This is a genomic window from Streptosporangium sp. NPDC023825 (genome assembly GCF_040639575.1).
In the GTDB taxonomy this organism is placed as follows: Bacteria; Actinomycetota; Actinomycetes; order Streptosporangiales; family Streptosporangiaceae; genus Streptosporangium.
This window is the reverse complement of sequence record NZ_JBFAAE010000023.1, coordinates 109,271-127,150: the sequence shown is the minus strand read 5'-3', so window position 1 is coordinate 127,150 and position 17,880 is coordinate 109,271. Positions and strand designations below refer to the sequence as shown.

Annotated in this window: 15 protein-coding genes; 10 read left to right on the top strand and 5 right to left on the bottom strand. The window is 73.0% G+C overall.

The window, feature by feature from the left end; all coding sequences use genetic code 11:
• Nucleotides 1-96 precede the first annotated feature (96 nt).
• From AB0G15_RS21435 to AB0G15_RS21425, 3 genes are all read right to left on the bottom strand, one after another.
• Nucleotides 97-1,527 carry an RNA polymerase sigma factor gene (locus AB0G15_RS21435; protein WP_362842326.1) on the bottom strand — a complete coding sequence of 477 codons (1,431 nt, stop codon included), beginning with the start codon at nucleotides 1,525-1,527 and terminating at the stop codon, nucleotides 97-99.
• Nucleotides 1,528-1,722: 195 nt separating this feature from the next.
• Nucleotides 1,723-2,109, bottom strand: a complete 387-nt coding sequence (locus tag AB0G15_RS21430) for a hypothetical protein (RefSeq protein WP_362842323.1) — start codon at nucleotides 2,107-2,109, stop codon at nucleotides 1,723-1,725.
• Nucleotides 2,110-2,160: 51 nt separating this feature from the next.
• Complete coding sequence (locus AB0G15_RS21425; RefSeq protein ID WP_362842321.1) at nucleotides 2,161-3,354, bottom strand: AMP-binding protein; 1,194 nt, start codon at nucleotides 3,352-3,354, stop codon at nucleotides 2,161-2,163.
• A 118-nt stretch (nucleotides 3,355-3,472) separates the two neighbouring features.
• Between AB0G15_RS21425 and menB the strand changes: the two genes are divergently transcribed.
• Nucleotides 3,473-4,324 (top strand): 1,4-dihydroxy-2-naphthoyl-CoA synthase, encoded by an 852-nt coding sequence (menB, locus tag AB0G15_RS21420; protein ID WP_362696065.1) that lies wholly within the window; start codon nucleotides 3,473-3,475, stop codon nucleotides 4,322-4,324.
• Between the two features lie 196 nt (nucleotides 4,325-4,520).
• A complete protein-coding gene (gene menD, locus AB0G15_RS21415) occupies nucleotides 4,521-6,179 on the top strand; it encodes a 2-succinyl-5-enolpyruvyl-6-hydroxy-3-cyclohexene-1-carboxylic-acid synthase (protein WP_362842318.1) in 1,659 nt (552 codons plus the stop codon).
• A gap of 111 nt (nucleotides 6,180-6,290) precedes the next feature.
• Here the strand turns inward: menD and AB0G15_RS21410 are convergent, their stop codons facing one another.
• Nucleotides 6,291-7,025 carry an ABC transporter permease gene (locus AB0G15_RS21410; RefSeq protein ID WP_362842315.1) on the bottom strand — a complete coding sequence of 245 codons (735 nt, stop codon included), beginning with the start codon at nucleotides 7,023-7,025 and terminating at the stop codon, nucleotides 6,291-6,293.
• On the bottom strand, nucleotides 7,022-7,708 hold the full coding sequence (locus tag AB0G15_RS21405) for an ATP-binding cassette domain-containing protein (protein ID WP_362842312.1): 687 nt from the start codon (nucleotides 7,706-7,708) through the stop codon (nucleotides 7,022-7,024). Before AB0G15_RS21405 ends, AB0G15_RS21410 begins: the two co-directional genes overlap by 4 nt.
• Before the next feature lie 155 nt (nucleotides 7,709-7,863).
• On the opposite strand from AB0G15_RS21405, the gene AB0G15_RS21400 reads away from it, so the two are divergent.
• The 8 genes from AB0G15_RS21400 (at nucleotide 7,864) to clpB (ending at nucleotide 17,379) form a co-directional block, all read left to right on the top strand.
• Nucleotides 7,864-8,964 (top strand): histidine kinase, encoded by a 1,101-nt coding sequence (locus AB0G15_RS21400; protein ID WP_362842310.1) that lies wholly within the window; start codon nucleotides 7,864-7,866, stop codon nucleotides 8,962-8,964.
• A 171-nt stretch (nucleotides 8,965-9,135) separates the two neighbouring features.
• Nucleotides 9,136-9,786, top strand: coding sequence for a response regulator transcription factor (locus AB0G15_RS21395; protein WP_362842307.1), 651 nt, complete (start codon nucleotides 9,136-9,138; stop codon nucleotides 9,784-9,786).
• Nucleotides 9,787-9,985: 199 nt separating this feature from the next.
• Complete coding sequence (locus AB0G15_RS21390; RefSeq protein ID WP_362695858.1) at nucleotides 9,986-10,468, top strand: general stress protein; 483 nt, start codon at nucleotides 9,986-9,988, stop codon at nucleotides 10,466-10,468.
• A gap of 172 nt (nucleotides 10,469-10,640) precedes the next feature.
• Complete coding sequence (gene dnaK / locus AB0G15_RS21385) at nucleotides 10,641-12,539, top strand: molecular chaperone DnaK (RefSeq protein ID WP_362842304.1); 1,899 nt, start codon at nucleotides 10,641-10,643, stop codon at nucleotides 12,537-12,539.
• Nucleotides 12,532-13,320, top strand: a complete 789-nt coding sequence (locus tag AB0G15_RS21380) for a nucleotide exchange factor GrpE (RefSeq protein WP_362842302.1) — start codon at nucleotides 12,532-12,534, stop codon at nucleotides 13,318-13,320. The genes dnaK and AB0G15_RS21380 overlap by 8 nt, the downstream gene beginning before the upstream one ends.
• On the top strand, nucleotides 13,317-14,264 hold the full coding sequence (locus tag AB0G15_RS21375) for a DnaJ C-terminal domain-containing protein (protein WP_362842298.1): 948 nt from the start codon (nucleotides 13,317-13,319) through the stop codon (nucleotides 14,262-14,264). Before AB0G15_RS21380 ends, AB0G15_RS21375 begins: the two co-directional genes overlap by 4 nt.
• Nucleotides 14,261-14,782 carry a chaperone modulator CbpM gene (locus tag AB0G15_RS21370; protein WP_362842296.1) on the top strand — a complete coding sequence of 174 codons (522 nt, stop codon included), beginning with the start codon at nucleotides 14,261-14,263 and terminating at the stop codon, nucleotides 14,780-14,782. Before AB0G15_RS21375 ends, AB0G15_RS21370 begins: the two co-directional genes overlap by 4 nt.
• A complete protein-coding gene (gene clpB / locus AB0G15_RS21365; RefSeq protein ID WP_362842293.1) occupies nucleotides 14,773-17,379 on the top strand; it encodes an ATP-dependent chaperone ClpB in 2,607 nt (868 codons plus the stop codon). The genes AB0G15_RS21370 and clpB overlap by 10 nt, the downstream gene beginning before the upstream one ends.
• Nucleotides 17,380-17,880 lie beyond the last annotated feature (501 nt).

Below are 17,880 nucleotides of genomic sequence, written 5' to 3'. Positions count from 1 at the left end.
GGCCGCGGCGACCGGCGCCGCACGCACACCACCACCGCGGCCACCGCGACCAGGCCCTTCGGGACTATCGGGACTCCGGAACGGCCGGACGGCCGGTCAGCTGGCCCAGTCGAGCAGCGGGCGGGTGTTGCTGGGATGGCGGAGCTTGGAGAGCGACTCCTTCTCCAGCTGGCGGATGCGCTCGCGCGTCAGACCGAGACACTTGCCGATCTCGTCGAGGGTGTGGGGCTTGCCGTCGACGAGGCCGAAGCGCAGGGCCATGATCTTGGCCTCCCTGGGGGAGAGGTTGCCGAGCACGCCGCGCAGCTGCTCGCCCAGCAGCTGGCGGTCGACGACCTCCGACGCCTCGGGCGAGTCGACGTCCTCGATGAGGTCGCCGATGGTGGTCTCGCCGTCCTCGCCGATGGTGGCGTTGAGGCTGATCGGCTGGCGGCTGGTGCGCAGCAGCTCCTCGATCTGGTCGGGGGTCTTGTCGAGCTCGACGCCCAGCTCCTCCGGCGTGGGCTCGCGGCCCAGACGCTGGTGCATGTCACGCTCGACGCGCGACAGCTTGGAGAGCATCTCCAGCACGTGCACCGGAAGCCTGATGGTGCGGGCCGAGTCGGCGAAGCCGCGCTGGATGGCCTGGCGGATCCACCACATGGCGTAGGTGGAGAACTTGTAGCCCTTGGTGTAGTCGAACTTCTCCACCGCGCGGATCAGGCCCAGGTTGCCCTCCTGGACCACGTCGAGCAGGGCCATGCCCCGGTCGGTGTACTTCTTGGCCACGGAGACGACCAGGCGCAGGTTGGCCTCCAGCATGTGGTCCTTGGCCCGGCGGCCGTCCTCGGCGATCCACTCCAGGTCGTCGCGCGCGGCCGCGGACAGACCCGGGTCGGCCTCCAGCTTGGACTCGGCGTACAGCCCGGCCTCGATGCGCTTGGCCAGCTCGACCTCCTGCGCGGCGGTGAGCAGGGTGCGGCGGCCGATCGACTTCAGGTAGGTGTGCACCGAGTCGCCCATGACGGAGGACTGGTCGTCGAGGTCGAGGGTCGGCTCGACCTCCACCTCGGCCTCCTCCGGCGGGTTCCACTCGTCGTCGAGCTCCGCCGTGTCCTTGGCGTCCTTGGCGTCCTTGACACCCTTGGCGGCGCTCTTGGCGGTCCCGGCCTTCTTGACGGGCCTGGCGGTCTTGAGGTCGCCCGCGGGCTCGGCGCCGGTCGTGGCGGCGTCCGGGGCGCCGGCCGTGATCTCGGTCTTCGCCGCCCCCTTCCTCACGGGCGCGGCCTTGGCCTTGCGGACGGGGGTCTTGCGGGTGCTCTTGGCGCTGGACGCGGACAGCGCGGGCTCGTTCTCGGCCGCCAGGCTGACGCCCGCCTCGGTGAGCTCGCGCAGGATCGACCTGCCCTCGGTCGGGCTGATGCCCGCCTCGGCGAAGGCGTGGCGCAGCTCCGCGAGTGAAAGGTGGCCCTGGACTCGCCCTCGGTCAAGGAGCTGGTCGAGGGTCGTCGGGGCCTCAGATGAGGTCGCCACGGCGGTTGGGGGCATGAGGACACCTCCTCCATCACGGAGTCGTCTGAATTTACGGTCTGCTGGTCTTGGGGTGGGGCGGTCTGGGGGCCGCTCGGCGCACCAGTACCAATAACCCCAGGCAAGAACTTTCTGTTCCCGACCCGACCCGGAAAATATGAAGGGCGGACCGCCTTCCCGGCGATCCACCCGCACGTGGGCGCCCGGGAGGGCCTACTCGATCACTTCCACGGGGCTCTCCGCGGGGCCCTCCTGCGCCGGGTCCACGGCGCCTTCGCGCACGGGGCCGTCGACCATGGGCATCGGGAAGGGCTCCGCCTGCTCCAGGCGGTTCTCGCTCCAGTACTCGACGACCTTCCGGGGGTCGGGATTGACCTCCCTGGACACCACGAAGTCCTCCGCGGGAGGGACGGGCGCGGTCGGGGACGGCTCCTGGGAGGAGGTTCCCGGCTCGTTCGGGGCGACCGGCACCGGCTCGGCCGACGGTTTCTCCGCCCTCCCGAGCCCGCCCGACGCGGCGGCGGCCGTGACGGAGATGCCGCCGGCGAGGACCAGGCTCACGATTCCAGCCGAGACCCATGTCTTGCGGGTGACGTTCATCGGGCTTGTCCTTCCTGCTTCGGCTACCTGATTGGACGTGTCACGGCACCTTCACGGTTCCCGATCACGACCATAACGGAGAGTTTCGAGGTCCGGCTTGCCATTGGCCAAAAGTGGTATTTCGGTCACAACGATCAGTTCGGCGGGGGCCGCGTATGCGGGCAGCCGCTCCTTGGCGAAGGCGCGGACCTCGGCCAGGGACGGCGGGGAGGGCGAGACGACGACGGCCACCACCCGCTCGCCCCACTCGGGATCGGGACGGCCGACCACGACGGCGTCGACGATCGCGGGATGCTCGGCCACCACGGCGGCCACCGCCGCGGCGACGACCTTCTCGCCCCCGGTGTTGACGACGTCGTCGGCCCGCCCCAGCACGCGCAGCCGCCCGCCCTCCAGGACGCCCAGGTCCGAGGTGAGGAACCAGCCGCCGTCGCGGGCGGCCTCGGTGAGGTCGGGACGCAGCCGGTAGCCGGAGAACAGCACGGGCCCGCCCAGGCGGATCCGGCCGTCGTCGCCGACGTCGACCCCCACCCCGTCGAGGGGCTCGCCGTCGTAGACGCACCCGCCGCAGGTCTCGCTCATGCCGTACGTGGTGACCACCCTGGCCCCGGCGGCGCGGGCCGCGGCGAGCAGGCCGGGGGGAGCGGCGGCGCCGCCGAGCAGGATCGTCCCGAACATCGACAGAGGCGGGAGACGCGGCGAATTCACCTGGAGCAGCCGGCGCAGCTGGGTCGGCACCAGCGAGACGTGGTCCGCGCCGCTGGAGAGCACGGCCTCGGGGGAGAACCCGTCGTGCACGATCGGCTCGGTCCCGCCCAGCAGCGACCTCACCAGGACCTGCAGGCCGGACACGTGGGAGGGGGGCAGGCAGCACAGCCAGCGCTCGCCCGCCCCGGCGTCCAGGCGCCGCAGCGAGGCCGACGCGGAGGCGATCAGGGCCTCGGCGGACAGCTGCGCGCCCTTGGGGACGCCGGTCGAGCCGCTGGTGGCGATGACCACCGCGACCTCGGCGGGCACGCCGACGCCGCCCTCGCGGCGGACCCCGTCGACGTGGGTGGGGCGCAGCGCGTCGAGCGTCGCCCGCAGCGCGGGGGCGGGCAGGGCGGGGGAGAGGGGCAGCACGGCGGGACCGCGGCCGTCCAGTGCCGCGCCGACGGCCCGGAACAGCTCCGGGCCCGGCGCCGAAACCACGGCGTGCAGTTCCCGTTGCACGGAAAGCCACTCCTCATGCACAGGAATGGTCATCACAGTCGTAAGGTTAGTGCCGAATGCCGGACAACAGCCGGGGTGGTCCCGGTAAAGCGGAGAGGGTGAAGCCATCGTGGGCACGGAGCGGGTCGAGCCGGGCGTGGACGATCAGGTGGTGGCGGAGACGGCCTCCGAGCGCGACGGCGCGGTCGACTGGAAGAGGTCCGGGCAGTACGAGGACATCATCTACGAGACCGGCGAGGGAATCGCCAAGATCACGATCAACCGTCCGGAGCGGCACAACGCGTTCCGCCCGACGACGCTCTTCGAGCTCAAGGACGCCTTCAACGTCGCCCAGGAGGACGCCGAGGTCGGTGTGATCATCTTCACCGGCGCGGGCGACCGGGCCTTCTGCTCCGGGGGCGACCAGAAGATCCGCGGCGACGACGGCTACGTCGACAAGTCCACCCCGCACGTCGGCCGGCTCAACGTGCTCGACCTGCAGGTCCAGATCCGCCGCTGTCCCAAGCCGGTCATCGCCATGATCGCCGGTTACGCCATCGGCGGCGGCCACGTGCTGCACGTGTGCTGTGACCTGTCCATCGCCGCCGACAACGCGGTCTTCGGCCAGACCGGCCCCAAGGTCGGCTCCTTCGACGGCGGCTACGGCTCCTGGCTGCTGGCCGAGACCGTCGGCCTGAAGCGGGCCCGCGAGATCTGGTACCTCTGCCGCCAGTACGACGCGCAGAAGGCCCTCGACTGGGGTCTGGTCAACGCGGTCGTGCCGCTCGCCGAGCTCGAGGCCGAGACGGTCAAGTGGGCCAGGGAGATGCTGGACAAGTCGCCGCTGGCGCTGCGCATGCTCAAGGGCGCGCTGAACGCGGTCACCGACGGCGCCGCGGGGATGCAGCAGTTCGCCGGTGACGCCACCCTGCTCTACTACATGAGCGAGGAGGCGCAGGAGGGGCGCAACGCGTTCAAGGAGAAGCGCTCCCCCGACTTCGGCAGGTTCCCGCGCCGTCCCTAGGGGCGGCCGACGACAGGTTCCGGCGCGGCCGCGGGCGGCGAGGGCACAGACGAGGCACAGTGTCCCGCCGCCCCCGGGGGCAGCGGGGGGTCCGAACGGATCCGGCCCCCGGGCGCGCCGCCCCGCGCAGGCGAGGGCGCTTTCGCGCGCCTCAGGACGGACTCACCCCCGGGTGCGGAGATAAGGAGGCGGTGCGGTGAATCCCGCGACCGCGCTCGCGACGGTGCTGGTCGACGAGCTGGCCCGCTGCGGTCTGACGGACGTGGTGCTCGCACCGGGTTCGCGCTCGGCGCCGCTCGCCCTGGCCGTGCACGCCGACAGCCGCATCCGGCTGCACGTGCGGGTGGACGAGCGCTCGGCCTCGCACCTGGCGGTGGGCCTGGCCCGCCGCAGCGATCGTCCGGTCGTCCTGATCTGCACCTCCGGCACCGCGGCGGCCAACTTCCACCCGGCCGTCATCGAGGCGCACGAGTCGGGGGTGCCGCTGCTGGTGCTCACCGCCGACCGCCCGCCCGAGCTGCGCGACACCGGTGCCAGCCAGACCGTCGACCAGATCAAGCTGTACGGCACGGCCGTGCGCTGGTTCAGCGAGATCGGCGTGCCCGAGGACCGCCCCGGCCAGGTCGCCTACTGGCGGTCGACGGCCTGCCGCGCCTACCAGCGCGCGATGGGCCCGTACGACCCGGGGCCCGTCCACCTCAACGTGGCCTTCCGCGAGCCGCTGATCCCGGACGGTGACCCCTCGTGGTCCGAGTCCCTGGAGGGCGACGCCGCGGGTCCCTGGGTCCGTGCCAGGGTGGCCTCCCCGCCGGTGGCGCTGCACCTGCCGCCGACCCGGCGGGGCGTGCTGGTCGTCGGCGACGGCGCGACCAACACCCGCAGGTACGTGGCGGCGGCGGGCATGGCCGGGTGGCCGGTCCTGTCGGAGCCCAACGGCGGCGCCCGCTACGGCGACCACGCGATGTCGGCCTACCACTTCCTCCTGGGCACCCCGGAGTTCGCCGACCGGCACCGCCCCGACGTCGTGGTCACCCTGGGCCGCCCCGGCCTGTCCCGGCCGCTGCTCAACTGGCTGAGGCACGCGGGCGAGCACATCGTGGTCGCCGCCGACATGACCCGCTGGCCCGACCCGACCCGCTCGGCCACCCAGGTGGCCCAGGTGGTGGAGATCCCGGTCGCCGCGGGCGACGACACGTGGCTGCACTCCTGGCGCCGCGCCGAGACGGCGGCCAGGGCCGCGATCGACGAGGTGCTGGACGGGTCGGGGCTCAGCGAGCCGCGCCTGGCCCGCGACCTGGCGGAGGCGCTGCCCAACGGGGCACTGCTGTTCTCCGGCTCCTCCATGCCGATCCGCGACCTCGACCAGGCGATGCGCCCCCGGCGGGGCCTGCGGATCATGGCAAACCGGGGGGCGGCCGGGATCGACGGCGTGGTGTCGTCGGCGATGGGCGCCGCCCTCGCCCACAACGGCCCCTCCTACGCCCTGATGGGCGACCTGACCTTCCTGCACGACCAGAACGGGCTGCTCCTCGGCTCCCGCGAGCCGCGCCCCGACCTCTGCCTGGTCGTGGTGAACAACGACGGCGGCGGGATCTTCTCCCTGCTGCCCCAGGCCACGCTGCGCGACCCCTTCGAGCGGGTCTTCGGCACCTCGCACGGGGTGGACCTGGGCTACGTGGCCGCCGCCACCGGCACGCCGTACACCTTCGTGGACGAGCCGGGCCAGCTGGTCAAGGCGCTGCACGGCGAAGGATTGCGGATGGTCGAGGTGCGCACCGACCGGGAGTCCAACGCGAGGCTGCACGCCGCGATGCGCGACGCGGCCCACGCCGCCGTCCGCGACGCCATGGCGTGAGCCCCGGGGGCACGCCGTGGGGCGTGTCCCCAGGGCTCACCCGGTACGGCCGGCCGGGACGGCACGCCGTGACGCGGACCGTCCCGCCGCCCGTGCCGTCGTACGGCGAGGTCACGTGACGTCGCGGCGCAGCGTCAGCGCGCGGGCGGCGAGCACGGCCGCCGCGACGTAGCCCGCGAACAGCAGCCCGCCGCCCCAGACGGGCAGCAGCTCGCCGCCCAGGGGCATGCCGCCCAGGGCGCGGGCGGCCCCGGTCGGCAGCCACCTGCCCAGGTCGGGCAGGAAACTGACGAGCAGGTAGTCGGCGTACATGAACCAGGCCAGCGCCACCGCCACCGCCGCCACCTGGTTGCGGATCAGGGCCCCCAGGCCCACCCCGAGCAGGCCGTACAGGACGACCGCGAGCGCCGAGCCGAGCAGGACCGCGGGCACCGCGGGGGTCCAGGCGGGATAGCCGGCCAGGCCGAGCATGACCAGGCCCGCCACCAGCGTGGCCAGCGCCGAGACCGTGGCGATCACCAGGCCGACGATCCCGTACGCGGCCAGCTTGGCCGTCACCACCCGGTCCCGCCCGGGGCTGACCAGGAACTGCCAGGTGATCGTCTGGTGGCGGTTCTCCCCGGCCATGCCGAGGACGCCGAGCACCAGGGTGAAGACGTAGGCCTGCTGGGTCATGCTGTAGACGTTCTCGATCTGCGCGTCGAGCGGCATCCCGCCGACCTGCCCCATCAGGAAGACCATCAGCCCCGCCCACGCCACGCACAGCGGGGGCGCCAGGCCGGCCAGGATCCAGGTGGTGCGGCTCGCGCGCGCCTTGAGGAGTTCGGCGCGGATCAGGCCGTTCACGCGGTCACCTCCAGGTAGAGCTCCTCCAGGTCGGTGTCCGGGGAGAGCGGGCCCTGCCAGGCGAGGCGTCCCGCCCGTACGACGATCGCGTGGTCGGCGATCTGCTGGATCTCGGCGAGCACGTGCGTGGAGACCAGGACCGTGCGCCCCTGGTGGGTGTAGGCCCGCAGGAAGCCCCGCAGCCAGCGCATGCCCGTCGGGTCCAGGCCGTTGGCGGGCTCGTCGAGGATGAGGATCTCCGGGTCCCCCAGCAGCGCGGAGGCCAGGGCGAGCCGCTGGCGCATGCCCAGGGAGAAGCCCCCCACCTTGCGGCCGGCCGAGGCGGTGAGGTCGACCTGTTCCAGCACGTGGTCCACGCACCCGGGATCCAGTCCCGCGGCGAGGCGGAGCGCCTCCAGGTGCGTGCGGGCGCTCAGCCCCGGGTGGAAGGCCGCGGCCTCCAGGACCGCGCCGACCGTGGCGATCGGACGCTCCAGGTCGCGGTAGGGGCCGCCGCCGACGGCCGCGGTGCCCTCGGTGGGCGTGACCAGGCCGAGGATCATGCGCAGGGTGGTGGTCTTGCCCGCCCCGTTGGGGCCGATGAAGGCCGTGAGTGTTCCCCGTTCCACCGTGAACGACAGGTCGTCGACGGCTCGTACCCCGCCGAACGACTTGCCGAGGTGGGTGACGCTGATTGCTGACATGCCTCGACGATGGCCCCGGGGCGGGTGGGGACGCACGGTCCCGGGGGTGGAACCCGCGATGTCCACCCGGGAGGAGGTCGCGGCGGCCGGGGGTGGAGGCGATCTCCACCCCGGGGCCCATGGCCGGCCGCCGGGGGCACGGATAATTTGTGGTCGTGACGTTCTTCCGCCGCCCCTCGGTGCGCTGGTTCCTCGCCGTCGTGCTGGCGGTGTACCTGCTCTTCAGCCCGTTGCTCGCCGTTTTCGAGATGGGCTGGCCGGACGTGCTCAAGCTGCTCCCCCTCAGCGCCGCCGTCTTCGGCTGCTGCGTGTGGGTGCTGCTGGGCAGGGACGAACGGCGCAACACCTGGCTGCTCGCGGCCACCCTGACCGGCGGGTTCGTCCTGAACGCGATCAGTGACTTCAGCGGCATGGGGTTCGTGTACTTCGTCGTCTTCACCGCGCCGTTCAGGACCCGTTTCTGGCCGGCGGTGCTCCTGGTCACGGCCGACATCGCCGGAACGGCGGCCCTGTCCTTCCTGGTCGGGCTGCGGGACTGGGAGGTGTGGGGCAACATCCTCGGCCTCACCTACGCCACCGTCGTCATCTTCCTGATACGGCACGTGAGGACGACCAGGGAGCACGCCACGGCGCTCGCCGAGGCGCGGGCGGGGGAGGCCGTGCTGGCCGAGCGGGCGCGGCTGGCCAGGGAGGTCCACGACATCCTGGCGCACTCGCAGTCGGCCCAGATCGTTCACCTGGAGGGGGCGCGGCTGCTGCTGGAGCAGGGCGGGGACCCCGCGGCGGCCCTCGACCGGGTCAACCGCGCCGTGCGGCTGGCGCGCGCCGGGCTGGAGGAGACCCGACGGGCGCTCGACGCGCTGCGCGGGCAGGAGCTTCCGCTGGCCGAGCGGCTGGAGCGGCTGGCGGTGGAGTTCCGGTCGGTGACGGGGGCGCCCTGCGCGGTCTCGGTCGCCGGGGATCTCGGTTCGCTGGAGGCGGGGGCCAGGCTGGCGGTGGCCAGGACCGCGCAGGAGGCGCTGACGAACGTGCGCAAGCACGCGCCGGGCGCCGCGGTGTCGGTGGCTCTGCGCCGCGCCGGCGCGTGGTGCGAGCTGGAGGTGCGCGACACGGGCGGCCCGCCGGGCCCGCCGGCGTCGCGGGAAGGGGGGTACGGGCTGGTGGGGATGCGCGAGCGGGCCGAGCTGATCGGCGGTTCGCTGGCCGCGCGGCCGGGCGCGGAGGGTTTCGAGGTCCTGCTGCGGGTCCCGGCGTGAGCCGCCCGCGGCGCGGCGCCGCCGCGGGGGTGGGCGCCGCGCCGTGGACGGTTCACGCCGGTGCCGGTACGGGTACGCCCCGACGCGCCGGTGCCGTGCGGCCGCGAGGCCGTTCCGGCGCGGGAGCGGCGCGAGGACAGGCGGGCGGGTCAGAGGGACGAGGTGTCCGAGGTGGCCGAAGTGATCGTGCGGGTGCTGGTGGCCGACGACCAGACGGTGGTGCGCGAAGGGCTGGTGCTGCTGCTGGGACTGCTGCCCGGCGTCGAGGTCGTGGGGGCCGCGGCCGACGGGCGGGAGGCGGTCGAGCTGGCCGGCTCGCTCGGGCCCGACGTGGTCCTGATGGACCTGCGGATGCCCCGCATGGACGGGGTGGAGGCGACCCGCAGGATCAGGGAGGCCCACCCGGACATCCACGTGGTGGTCCTGACGACGTACTCCGACGACGAGTCGATCTTCGCCGCGCTGGGCGCGGGGGCGCGGGGCTATCTGACCAAGGACACCGACGCCGAATCCCTGGCCTCGGCCATCGCCACCGTGGTCGAGGGCGAGGCCCAGTTCGACCCGGCCGTCCAGCGGCGGCTGGCCGAGGCGGTGACCGGGAGCCGCCGCGCGCCGGGCCTGCCGGACGGGCTGACCCGCAGGGAGAGCGAGGTGCTGGGGCTGATAGCGGCGGGCCGCTCGAACGCGGAGATCGCCGGGGAGCTGTTCATCTCCGAGGCGACGGTCAAGACGCACATCAACAACCTCTTCGCCAAGGCGGGACTGCGTGACCGGGCCCAGGCGGTGACCTACGCCTTCCGGCACGGCCTGGGCCCCGGCTGACCGGGACCGGACACCGGCTGATCGGGACCGGACACCGGCGCCGGCGATGACGGGGCCGGCGATGACTGTCAGGTCCGGGGAGATGACTGTCAGGTCCGGGGAGATGACTGTCAGGTCTGGGGATGTGGGGACGCCGTCCCGGGATCAGGGTGGGTCGCGTACGGATTCACCTCGCGGGTGCCCGTCGAAGGGAAGTGCCATGCGACCTGACATCAGTTTGACCGGCCACGAGACGGTGGCGGGTTTCGGCAACTACGCCGAGGCACAACGTGCCGTGGACCGGCTGTCGGACCAGAAGTTCCCGGTCGAGCACACGATGATCGTCGGAGTCGGTCTCCGGCTCGTCGAGCAGGTGCTCGGGCGGCTGACCTATCTTCGCGCCGCGGGGATGGGCGCGGCGACCGGTGCCTGGTTCGGACTGCTGATCGGCCTGTTCTTCGCGATCTTCACTCCCGGACGGTTCCCCTTCATCCTGGTCCTGTGGGGCCTGATCTGGGGCGCCATCGCCGGAGCGATCTTCGGGCTGGTCGGCCACGCGCTCACCGGGGGCAAGCGCGACTTCCTCTCGTCGAGCGCGATCGTCGCCGACCGCTACGAGGTGCTGGTCGCGGCCCCGCACGCCGCCGAGGCGCGCCGGCTGCTCGACGTGGGCACGTCCCAGCAGATGCATCAGCAGATCTGACCGGCTCCGACCGGCGTCCCCGGGCCGGAGCCCGCACGGACGGGGGCACGGGCGGCATCGCCCGCGCCCCGTCCCGTGTCCGCCGCCGGGCCGTCCGGCGAGTGCCGGGAGCCACAGCGCACAGCGGGGAGCTGCAGCGCACAGCGGGAGCCACAGCGCACAGGAGGGCAGCATGCCTAAAGCAGTCGGAATCGATCTGGGCACCACCAACTCGGTGATCGCCACGATGGAGGGCGACAAGCCCACGGTGATCCCCAACGCCGAGGGGGCGCGGACGACGCCCTCGGTCGTGGCGTTCACCGACAACGGTGAACGCCTGGTCGGGCAGCTGGCCCGCCGCCAGGCGATCCTCAACCCCAAGGGGACGATCTACTCGGCCAAGCGCTTCATCGGCCGCCGCCACGACGAGGTCGCCAGCGAGCTGACCGCCGTGTCGTTCGACGTCGTCCCCGGCCCCGACGGGGCCGTCCGCTTCAAGATCAACGAGAAGCTGTACGCGCCCGAGGAGATCGCCGCGGCCGTCCTGCGCAAGCTCGTGGACGACGCCTCGAGGTTCCTGGGGGAGAAGGTCACCGAGGCGGTCATCACCGTGCCCGCGTACTTCAACGACTCCCAGCGCCAGGCCACCAAGGACGCCGGGAAGATCGCCGGCCTGGAGGTCCTGCGGATCATCAACGAGCCGACCGCGGCGGCCCTCGCCTACGGCCTCGACCGCCAGGAGAGCGAGACCGTGCTCGTCTTCGACCTGGGCGGCGGCACCTTCGACGTCAGCGTCCTCGCCATCGGGGACGGCGTCGTGGAGGTGCGGGCGACCGCGGGCGACTCCCACCTGGGCGGCGACGACTTCGACCGGCGCGTCGTCGACTACCTCGCCGACGAGTTCCAGCGGGACAACGGCATCGACCTGCGCCAGGACCCGCAGGCCCTGCAGCGATTGTTCGAGGCCGCGGAGAAGGCCAAGGTCGAGCTGTCGGCGGTCACCCAGACGCAGATCAGCCTGCCCTTCATCACCGCGGACGCCTCGGGCCCCAAGCACCTGAACACCACGCTCAGACGCTCGACCTTCGAGGAGATCACCGCCGACCTGCTCGAACGGTGCAAGGGACCCGTCCAGCAGGCCATGGCCGACGCCAAGCTCACCGCCGACGACATCGACGAGGTGATCCTGGTGGGCGGCTCGACCAGGATGCCCGCCGTGCAGAACCTGGTACGCCGGATGACGGGCGGCAAGGAACCGAACATGACGGTCAACCCGGACGAGGTGGTGGCGCTGGGCGCCGCGGTCCAGGCCGCCGTCATCAAGGGCGAACTGAAGGACGTCGTACTGCTCGACGTGACACCGCTCTCCCTCGGCATCGAGACGCTCGGCGGGGTGATGACGAAGGTCATCGAGCGCAACACGACCATCCCGGCCCGCCGTTCCGAGACGTTCAGCACCGCCGAGGACAACCAGAGCGCCGTGGACGTCGTCGTGCTGCAGGGCGAGCGCGAGCGCGCCGCCGACAACCGTCCCCTGGGCCGGTTCCGGCTGGAGAACATCCGGCCCGCCCCGCGCGGGGTGCCGCAGGTCGACGTGACCTTCGACGTCGACGCCAACGGGATCCTGAACGTCTCGGCCAAGGACAAGGACACCGGCGCCGAGCAGCGCATCACGATCAGCGAGAGCTCGAACCTGGACACGAGCGAGGTCGAGCGGATGGTCGCCGACTCCGAGCGGCACCGCGAGGAGGACCAGCGGATGCGGCAGGTGGTGGACGCGCGCAACGAGCTCGACAGCGCCGCCTACCAGGTGGAGCGCCGCCTGGCCGAGCTGGGCGACTCGGTACCCGTCCACGAGAGGGCGCGGGCCGACATGCTGGCGCACGACGCCCGCGACGCGATCAAGCAGGAGGCCCCGCTCGACCGGGTCCGCTCGCTCACCGCCGAGCTCCAGCAGATCTACCACAGCCTCGGCGCGGCCGGCTCCGGCGCCCCGGGGGCCGCGGGCGGCCCGGGAGCCGCGGGGGCGTCCGGTTCCCCGGGCGGCCGGGACGACGACGTCATCGACGCGGAGTTCACGACCGATGAGTGAGACACCCGGGCGTGGCCGGCACGTCCCGCGCCGTGACGGGGAGCCGCGCGGCGGGTACGACCCGCCCGGACGGGAACCGCTGAACCGGGAGCCGTACGACCGGGAGGACGACCGGGATCGGGACGCCGGCCGGGAGGCGCGAGCCCACGACGGGCCCCACGACGGGCCCCCCGACCGGCCCCCGGACAGGCACGGAGCCCAGGGACCTCGGGGCGCCCAGGGGTCCGAGACCCGGCGCGGTGGTCAGGAGGCACGTGACCTGGAGGAGCGTGACCAGAGGCCGGAGGTCAAGGAGGGGCGTGGGTACGCCCCGGACGCCCCGGACGACCTCCAGGAGCGCGTCCTGGAGCTCCAGGCCATGGTGGCCGATCTCCAGGACCGCCGGCGGCGCGCCCTCGCCGACCTCGACAACCTGCGCAAGCGCGTCGGCAGGGACGCCGAGCGGACGCGGTCGGACGAGCGGGCGCGGGCCGCCGGGGAGTGGCTGCCCGTGCTGGACAACCTGGACCGCGCCCTGGAGCACGCGGAGACCGATCCCGGCTCCATCGTCGCCGGGATGCGGGCGATCCGCGACCAGGCGCAGGAGGCGGTGTCCCGCCTCGGTTACGCGCGCCGCGACGACACCGGGGCCGTGTTCGACCCGGCCAGGCACGAGGCGGTGGGCGTGCTCGCGCGGGAGGGCGTTCCCGACGGCACGATCCTGCAGGTGGTGCGGCCCGGCTACGGGGACGGCGAACAGTTGCTGCGGCCCGCGCTGGTCGTGGTGGCCAAGGGGGCATGATGCCCCCCGACCGGGACTTCTACGAGATCCTCGGCGTGCGGCGGGGGGCGAGCCAGGAGGACATCCAGCGCGCCTACCGCAAGCTGGCGCGGGCCAACCACCCCGACGTCAACAAGGACCCGTCCGCCGAGGACCGCTTCAAGGAGGTCTCCGAGGCCTACAGCGTGCTGTCCGACCCCGGGACCCGGCGCCGCTACGACGCGTTCGGGCCGGAGTTCCGCCAGGTGCCCGACGACGTGGACCCGGAGACGTGGGCACGCGCCGGGAGCCGCGCGGCGGGCGCGGGCCGGGGCGGGGCCGGGGCCCGGGGCGGGGGCGCGGGTTTCGGCGGCTTCCAGGAGGGGGTCGACCTCGACGACCTCCTCGAAGGGCTGTTCTCCGGCAGGAGAGGCCGGTCCGGCGCGAGCTGGGGGCCGATACCCGGCGCCGACCAGGAGGCCGAGATCGTCCTGACCGTGGAGGAGGCCTACCGGGGCGGGCCTCGCTCCATCACCGTCGGTTCGCGCGAGCTGCGGATCGACATCCCGCCGGGCGTCGTCGACGGGCAGCGCATCAGGCTGGCCGGGCAGGGCGGCCGGGGCGGCGACGGGGCGCCCGCGGGCGACCTCTACCTGATCGTCAGGATCGCCCCGCACCCCCGCTACCGGATCGAGGGACGCGACCTTCACGTCCTGCTCCCGGTCACCCCGTGGGAGGCGGCGCTCGGCGCCCCCGTCGTGGTCGACACCCCCGGGGGCGAGGCCAAGGTCAAGGTGCCGCCGGGGACCTCCGGCGGCCGGCGGCTGCGGCTGCGCGGCCGGGGGATGCCCAGCCGAGGCGACAAGGCCGGCGACCTGTACGCCGAGGTGCGGATCATGGTCCCGGACCGGCTGTCGGAGGAGGAGCGGCGGCTGTTCGAGCAGCTCGCCGCGGTCTCCTCGTTCGACCCGAGGAGGCGGCGATGACCCACCCGTTCCCTGAGCGCGGGACGCCCCGTCCGGACCCGCGCCCCGCCCGCCCGCCGGCGGACCCGGCGGACGGAGGACGCGCCGGGTCCGCCCCGGACAGGGGCGCGGCCCCCCGTCCGCGCGAGGGCCCGCGGGAAGCCCGGCAGGAGACCCGGGAAGAGACCCGGCGGGAGGTTCGGGAGGAGACCTCGCGGGAGACGGCCAGGACCTACCAGCTGGCCAGGCCCGAGCGCCTGGATCTGGAGACGTTCGCCAGGGCGACGGGAACCCACCCCGAGCTGGTGCGGCGCCTCGTCGTGCTGGGCGTGCTCGACGCCTGGACCGACGCCGCCGGGCACCTGTGGCTCCCGCCCTCCCAACTGCCCGCCATGGCGCGGATCCGGCGGCTGCGGGCCGGGTTCTCGATCAACTACGCGGCGATCGGCCTCGTACTGGACCTGCTGGACCGCATCGCCGACCTGGAGGCCGCCCAGCGCGGCCGTTCCCGACCCATCGGAGGCCCGCCGTGGACATGAACCAGCTGACGCAGAAGTCGCAGGAGGCGCTGCACGACGCGCAGACCAAGGCCCTGCGCTTCGGGAACACCGAGGTGGACGGCGAGCACCTGCTGCTGGCGCTGCTCGACCAGCCGGAGGGGCTGATCCCCCGCCTGCTCTCGTACGCGAACGTCGACACCGACCGGCTCAGGACCGATCTGGAGGCGGAGCTGGGCCGCCGCCCCCGGGTGAGCGGCCCCGGCGCCTCGCCCGGCCAGGTCTACGTGACACAGCGGCTCTCGCGCCTGCTGGAGACGGCCAAGCGGGAGGCCGACCGGCTGAAGGACGAGTACGTGTCGGTGGAGCACCTGCTCATCGCCCTGATCGAGGAGGGCAGCTCGGCCTCCGCCGGGCGGCTGCTGCACGAGCAGGGACTGTCCAGGGACGGCTTCCTCAAGGCGCTCACCGCGATCCGCGGCAACCAGCGGGTGACGTCCGCGATGCCCGAGGTGGCGTACGAGGCGCTGGAGAAGTACGGGCGCGACCTGGTGGCGGACGCCGTCTCGGGCAAACTCGACCCGGTCGTCGGGCGCGACGCCGAGATCCGCCGCGTCGTCCAGATCCTGTCCCGCAAGACCAAGAACAACCCGGTCCTCGTCGGCGACCCCGGGGTGGGCAAGACCGCCATCGTGGAGGGGCTCGCCCTGCGGATCAGCCACGGGGACGTGCCGGAGGGGCTCAAGGGCAAGACGGTCTTCAGCCTCGACATGGGATCGCTGGTGGCCGGGGCCAAGTACCGGGGCGAGTTCGAGGAGCGGCTCAAGGCGGTGCTCAACGAGGTCAAGGCCGCCGAGGGGCGGATCCTGCTCTTCGTCGACGAGATGCACACCGTGGTGGGCGCCGGGGCCGCCGAGGGCGCCATGGACGCGGGCAACATGCTCAAGCCCATGCTGGCCCGCGGCGAGCTGCACATGATCGGGGCGACGACCGTCGTCGAGTACCGCAAGCATGTCGAGAAGGACGCCGCCCTGGAGCGCCGGTTCCAGCCGGTGATGGTCGACGAGCCCTCGGTGGAGGACGCCGTGTCCATCCTGCGCGGCCTGCGCGAGCGCCTGGAGATCTTCCACGGGGTGAAGATCCAGGACAGCGCGCTGGTGGCGGCCGTCGTGCTGAGCCACCGCTACATCTCCGACCGCTTCCTGCCGGACAAGGCCATCGACCTGGTGGACGAGGCGTGCGCGATGCTCCGTACGGAGATCGACTCGATGCCCGCCGAGCTCGACGAGCTCACCCGCAGGGTGATGCGCCTGGAGATCGAGGAGGCCGCGCTCGCCAAGGAGGAGGACGCCGCGAGCGGGACCCGGCTGGAGGAACTGCGAAGGGAGCTCGCCGACCTGCACGCCGAGTCCGACGCCATGCGGGCGCAGTGGGAGGCCGAGCGGCACGCCCTGCGCGCCGTCCAGGCCCTGCGCGCGGAGATGGAGCAGGTACGCGCGGAGGCCGAGCGGGCCGAGCGCGACTACGACCTCAACCGCGCCGCGGAACTGCGGCACGGCAGGCTGCCCGAGCTGCTGCGGCGGCTGGAGTCCGAGGAGGAGCGGCTGTCGGCCAAGCAGGGTACGTCGCGCCTGCTGCGCGAGGTCGTCACCGACGAGGAGATCTCGATGATCGTCTCCCGGTGGACGGGCATCCCGGTGAGCCGGCTGCGCGAGGGCGAGCGCGAGAAGCTCCTGCGGCTCGACCAGATCCTGCACGAGCGGGTGATCGGCCAGGACGAGGCGGTACGGCTGGTGGCCGACGCCGTCATCCGGGCCCGCTCCGGCATCAAGGACCCGCGCCGCCCGATCGGGTCGTTCGTCTTCCTGGGACCGACGGGCGTCGGCAAGACGGAGCTGGCCAAGGCGCTCGCGGAGGCGCTCTTCGACACCGAGGACAACATGATCCGCATCGACATGAGCGAGTACCAGGAGCGGCACACGGTCAGCCGCCTGGTCGGCGCGCCCCCCGGCTACGTCGGGTACGAGGAGGGCGGCCAGCTGACCGAGGCCGTGCGGCGCAAGCCGTACTCCGTGGTGCTCTTCGACGAGGTGGAGAAGGCGCACGCCGACGTCTTCAACACGCTGCTGCAGGTGCTCGACGACGGGCGGCTCACCGACGCGCAGGGCAGGACCGTCGACTTCCGCAACACCGTCCTGATCATGACCTCCAACCTCGGCTCCGTGTACCTCCTCGAAGGCGTCACGTCGAGCGGGGAGATCGAGCCCGAGGCGCAGCAGCGGGTCATGGCCGAGCTGCGCGCCCACTTCCGCCCCGAGTTCCTCAACCGCGTCGACGACATCGTGATCTTCAAGCCGCTCACCCCCGAGGAGATCGAGCGCATCGTCGGCCTGATGTTCGTCGAGCTGCGGAACCGCCTCGAGCAGCGGGGCATCCGGCTGGAGGTCACCGAGGCGGCGCTGCGGCACATCGCCGAGCGGGGCTACGACCCCGTGTACGGCGCCCGCCCGCTGCGCCGGTTCATCGCCAGGGAGGTCGAGACGCGCATCGGCCGCGCGCTCCTGTCGGGAGAGGCGGACGAGGGAGCCGTGGTCCGGGTGGACCTCGCCGGGGACGAGCTCGCCGTCACCTACGGATGAGGATGGCCGTTCATACCACCAAATATCGTGCGATGTCGGAACTGTGGGAAGCGGAAACGGAAACGGATGCCGCCGGGCACCGCCGGCTGAGGAGGATCGCCACCCGCGACCGCGGACTCGGGGACCTGCTCCTGCGGGCCTGCCTCGCCCGCCGCCCGCTGCCCACCGCCGGCGGGGCCGGACTGAGGATCGTCGGTTCCCGCTACTCGCCCGGCGGCCGCGGGAGTTCGCCGCCAGGAACCGGTCGCCGCACCGCTGGATCGACCTGGAGGAGGACGGGGAGGCCGAGGCGCTCGTCCTCAACCTCGGCGTCGCGCCGGACGAGACCCCCGTGGCGATCCTGGGCGGGACCCGGGTCCTGCGCAACCCCTCCGACGCCGAGCCGGCCCGCGCGACCGGGCTGCCCGCCCGGACCGCGCCCGGGGACGTCCACGACCTCGTCATTGTCCGCAGCCTCGCCTGGCAGGGCCGTTCCCGCCCGGCGGGGCCCCGAAGCAGGCC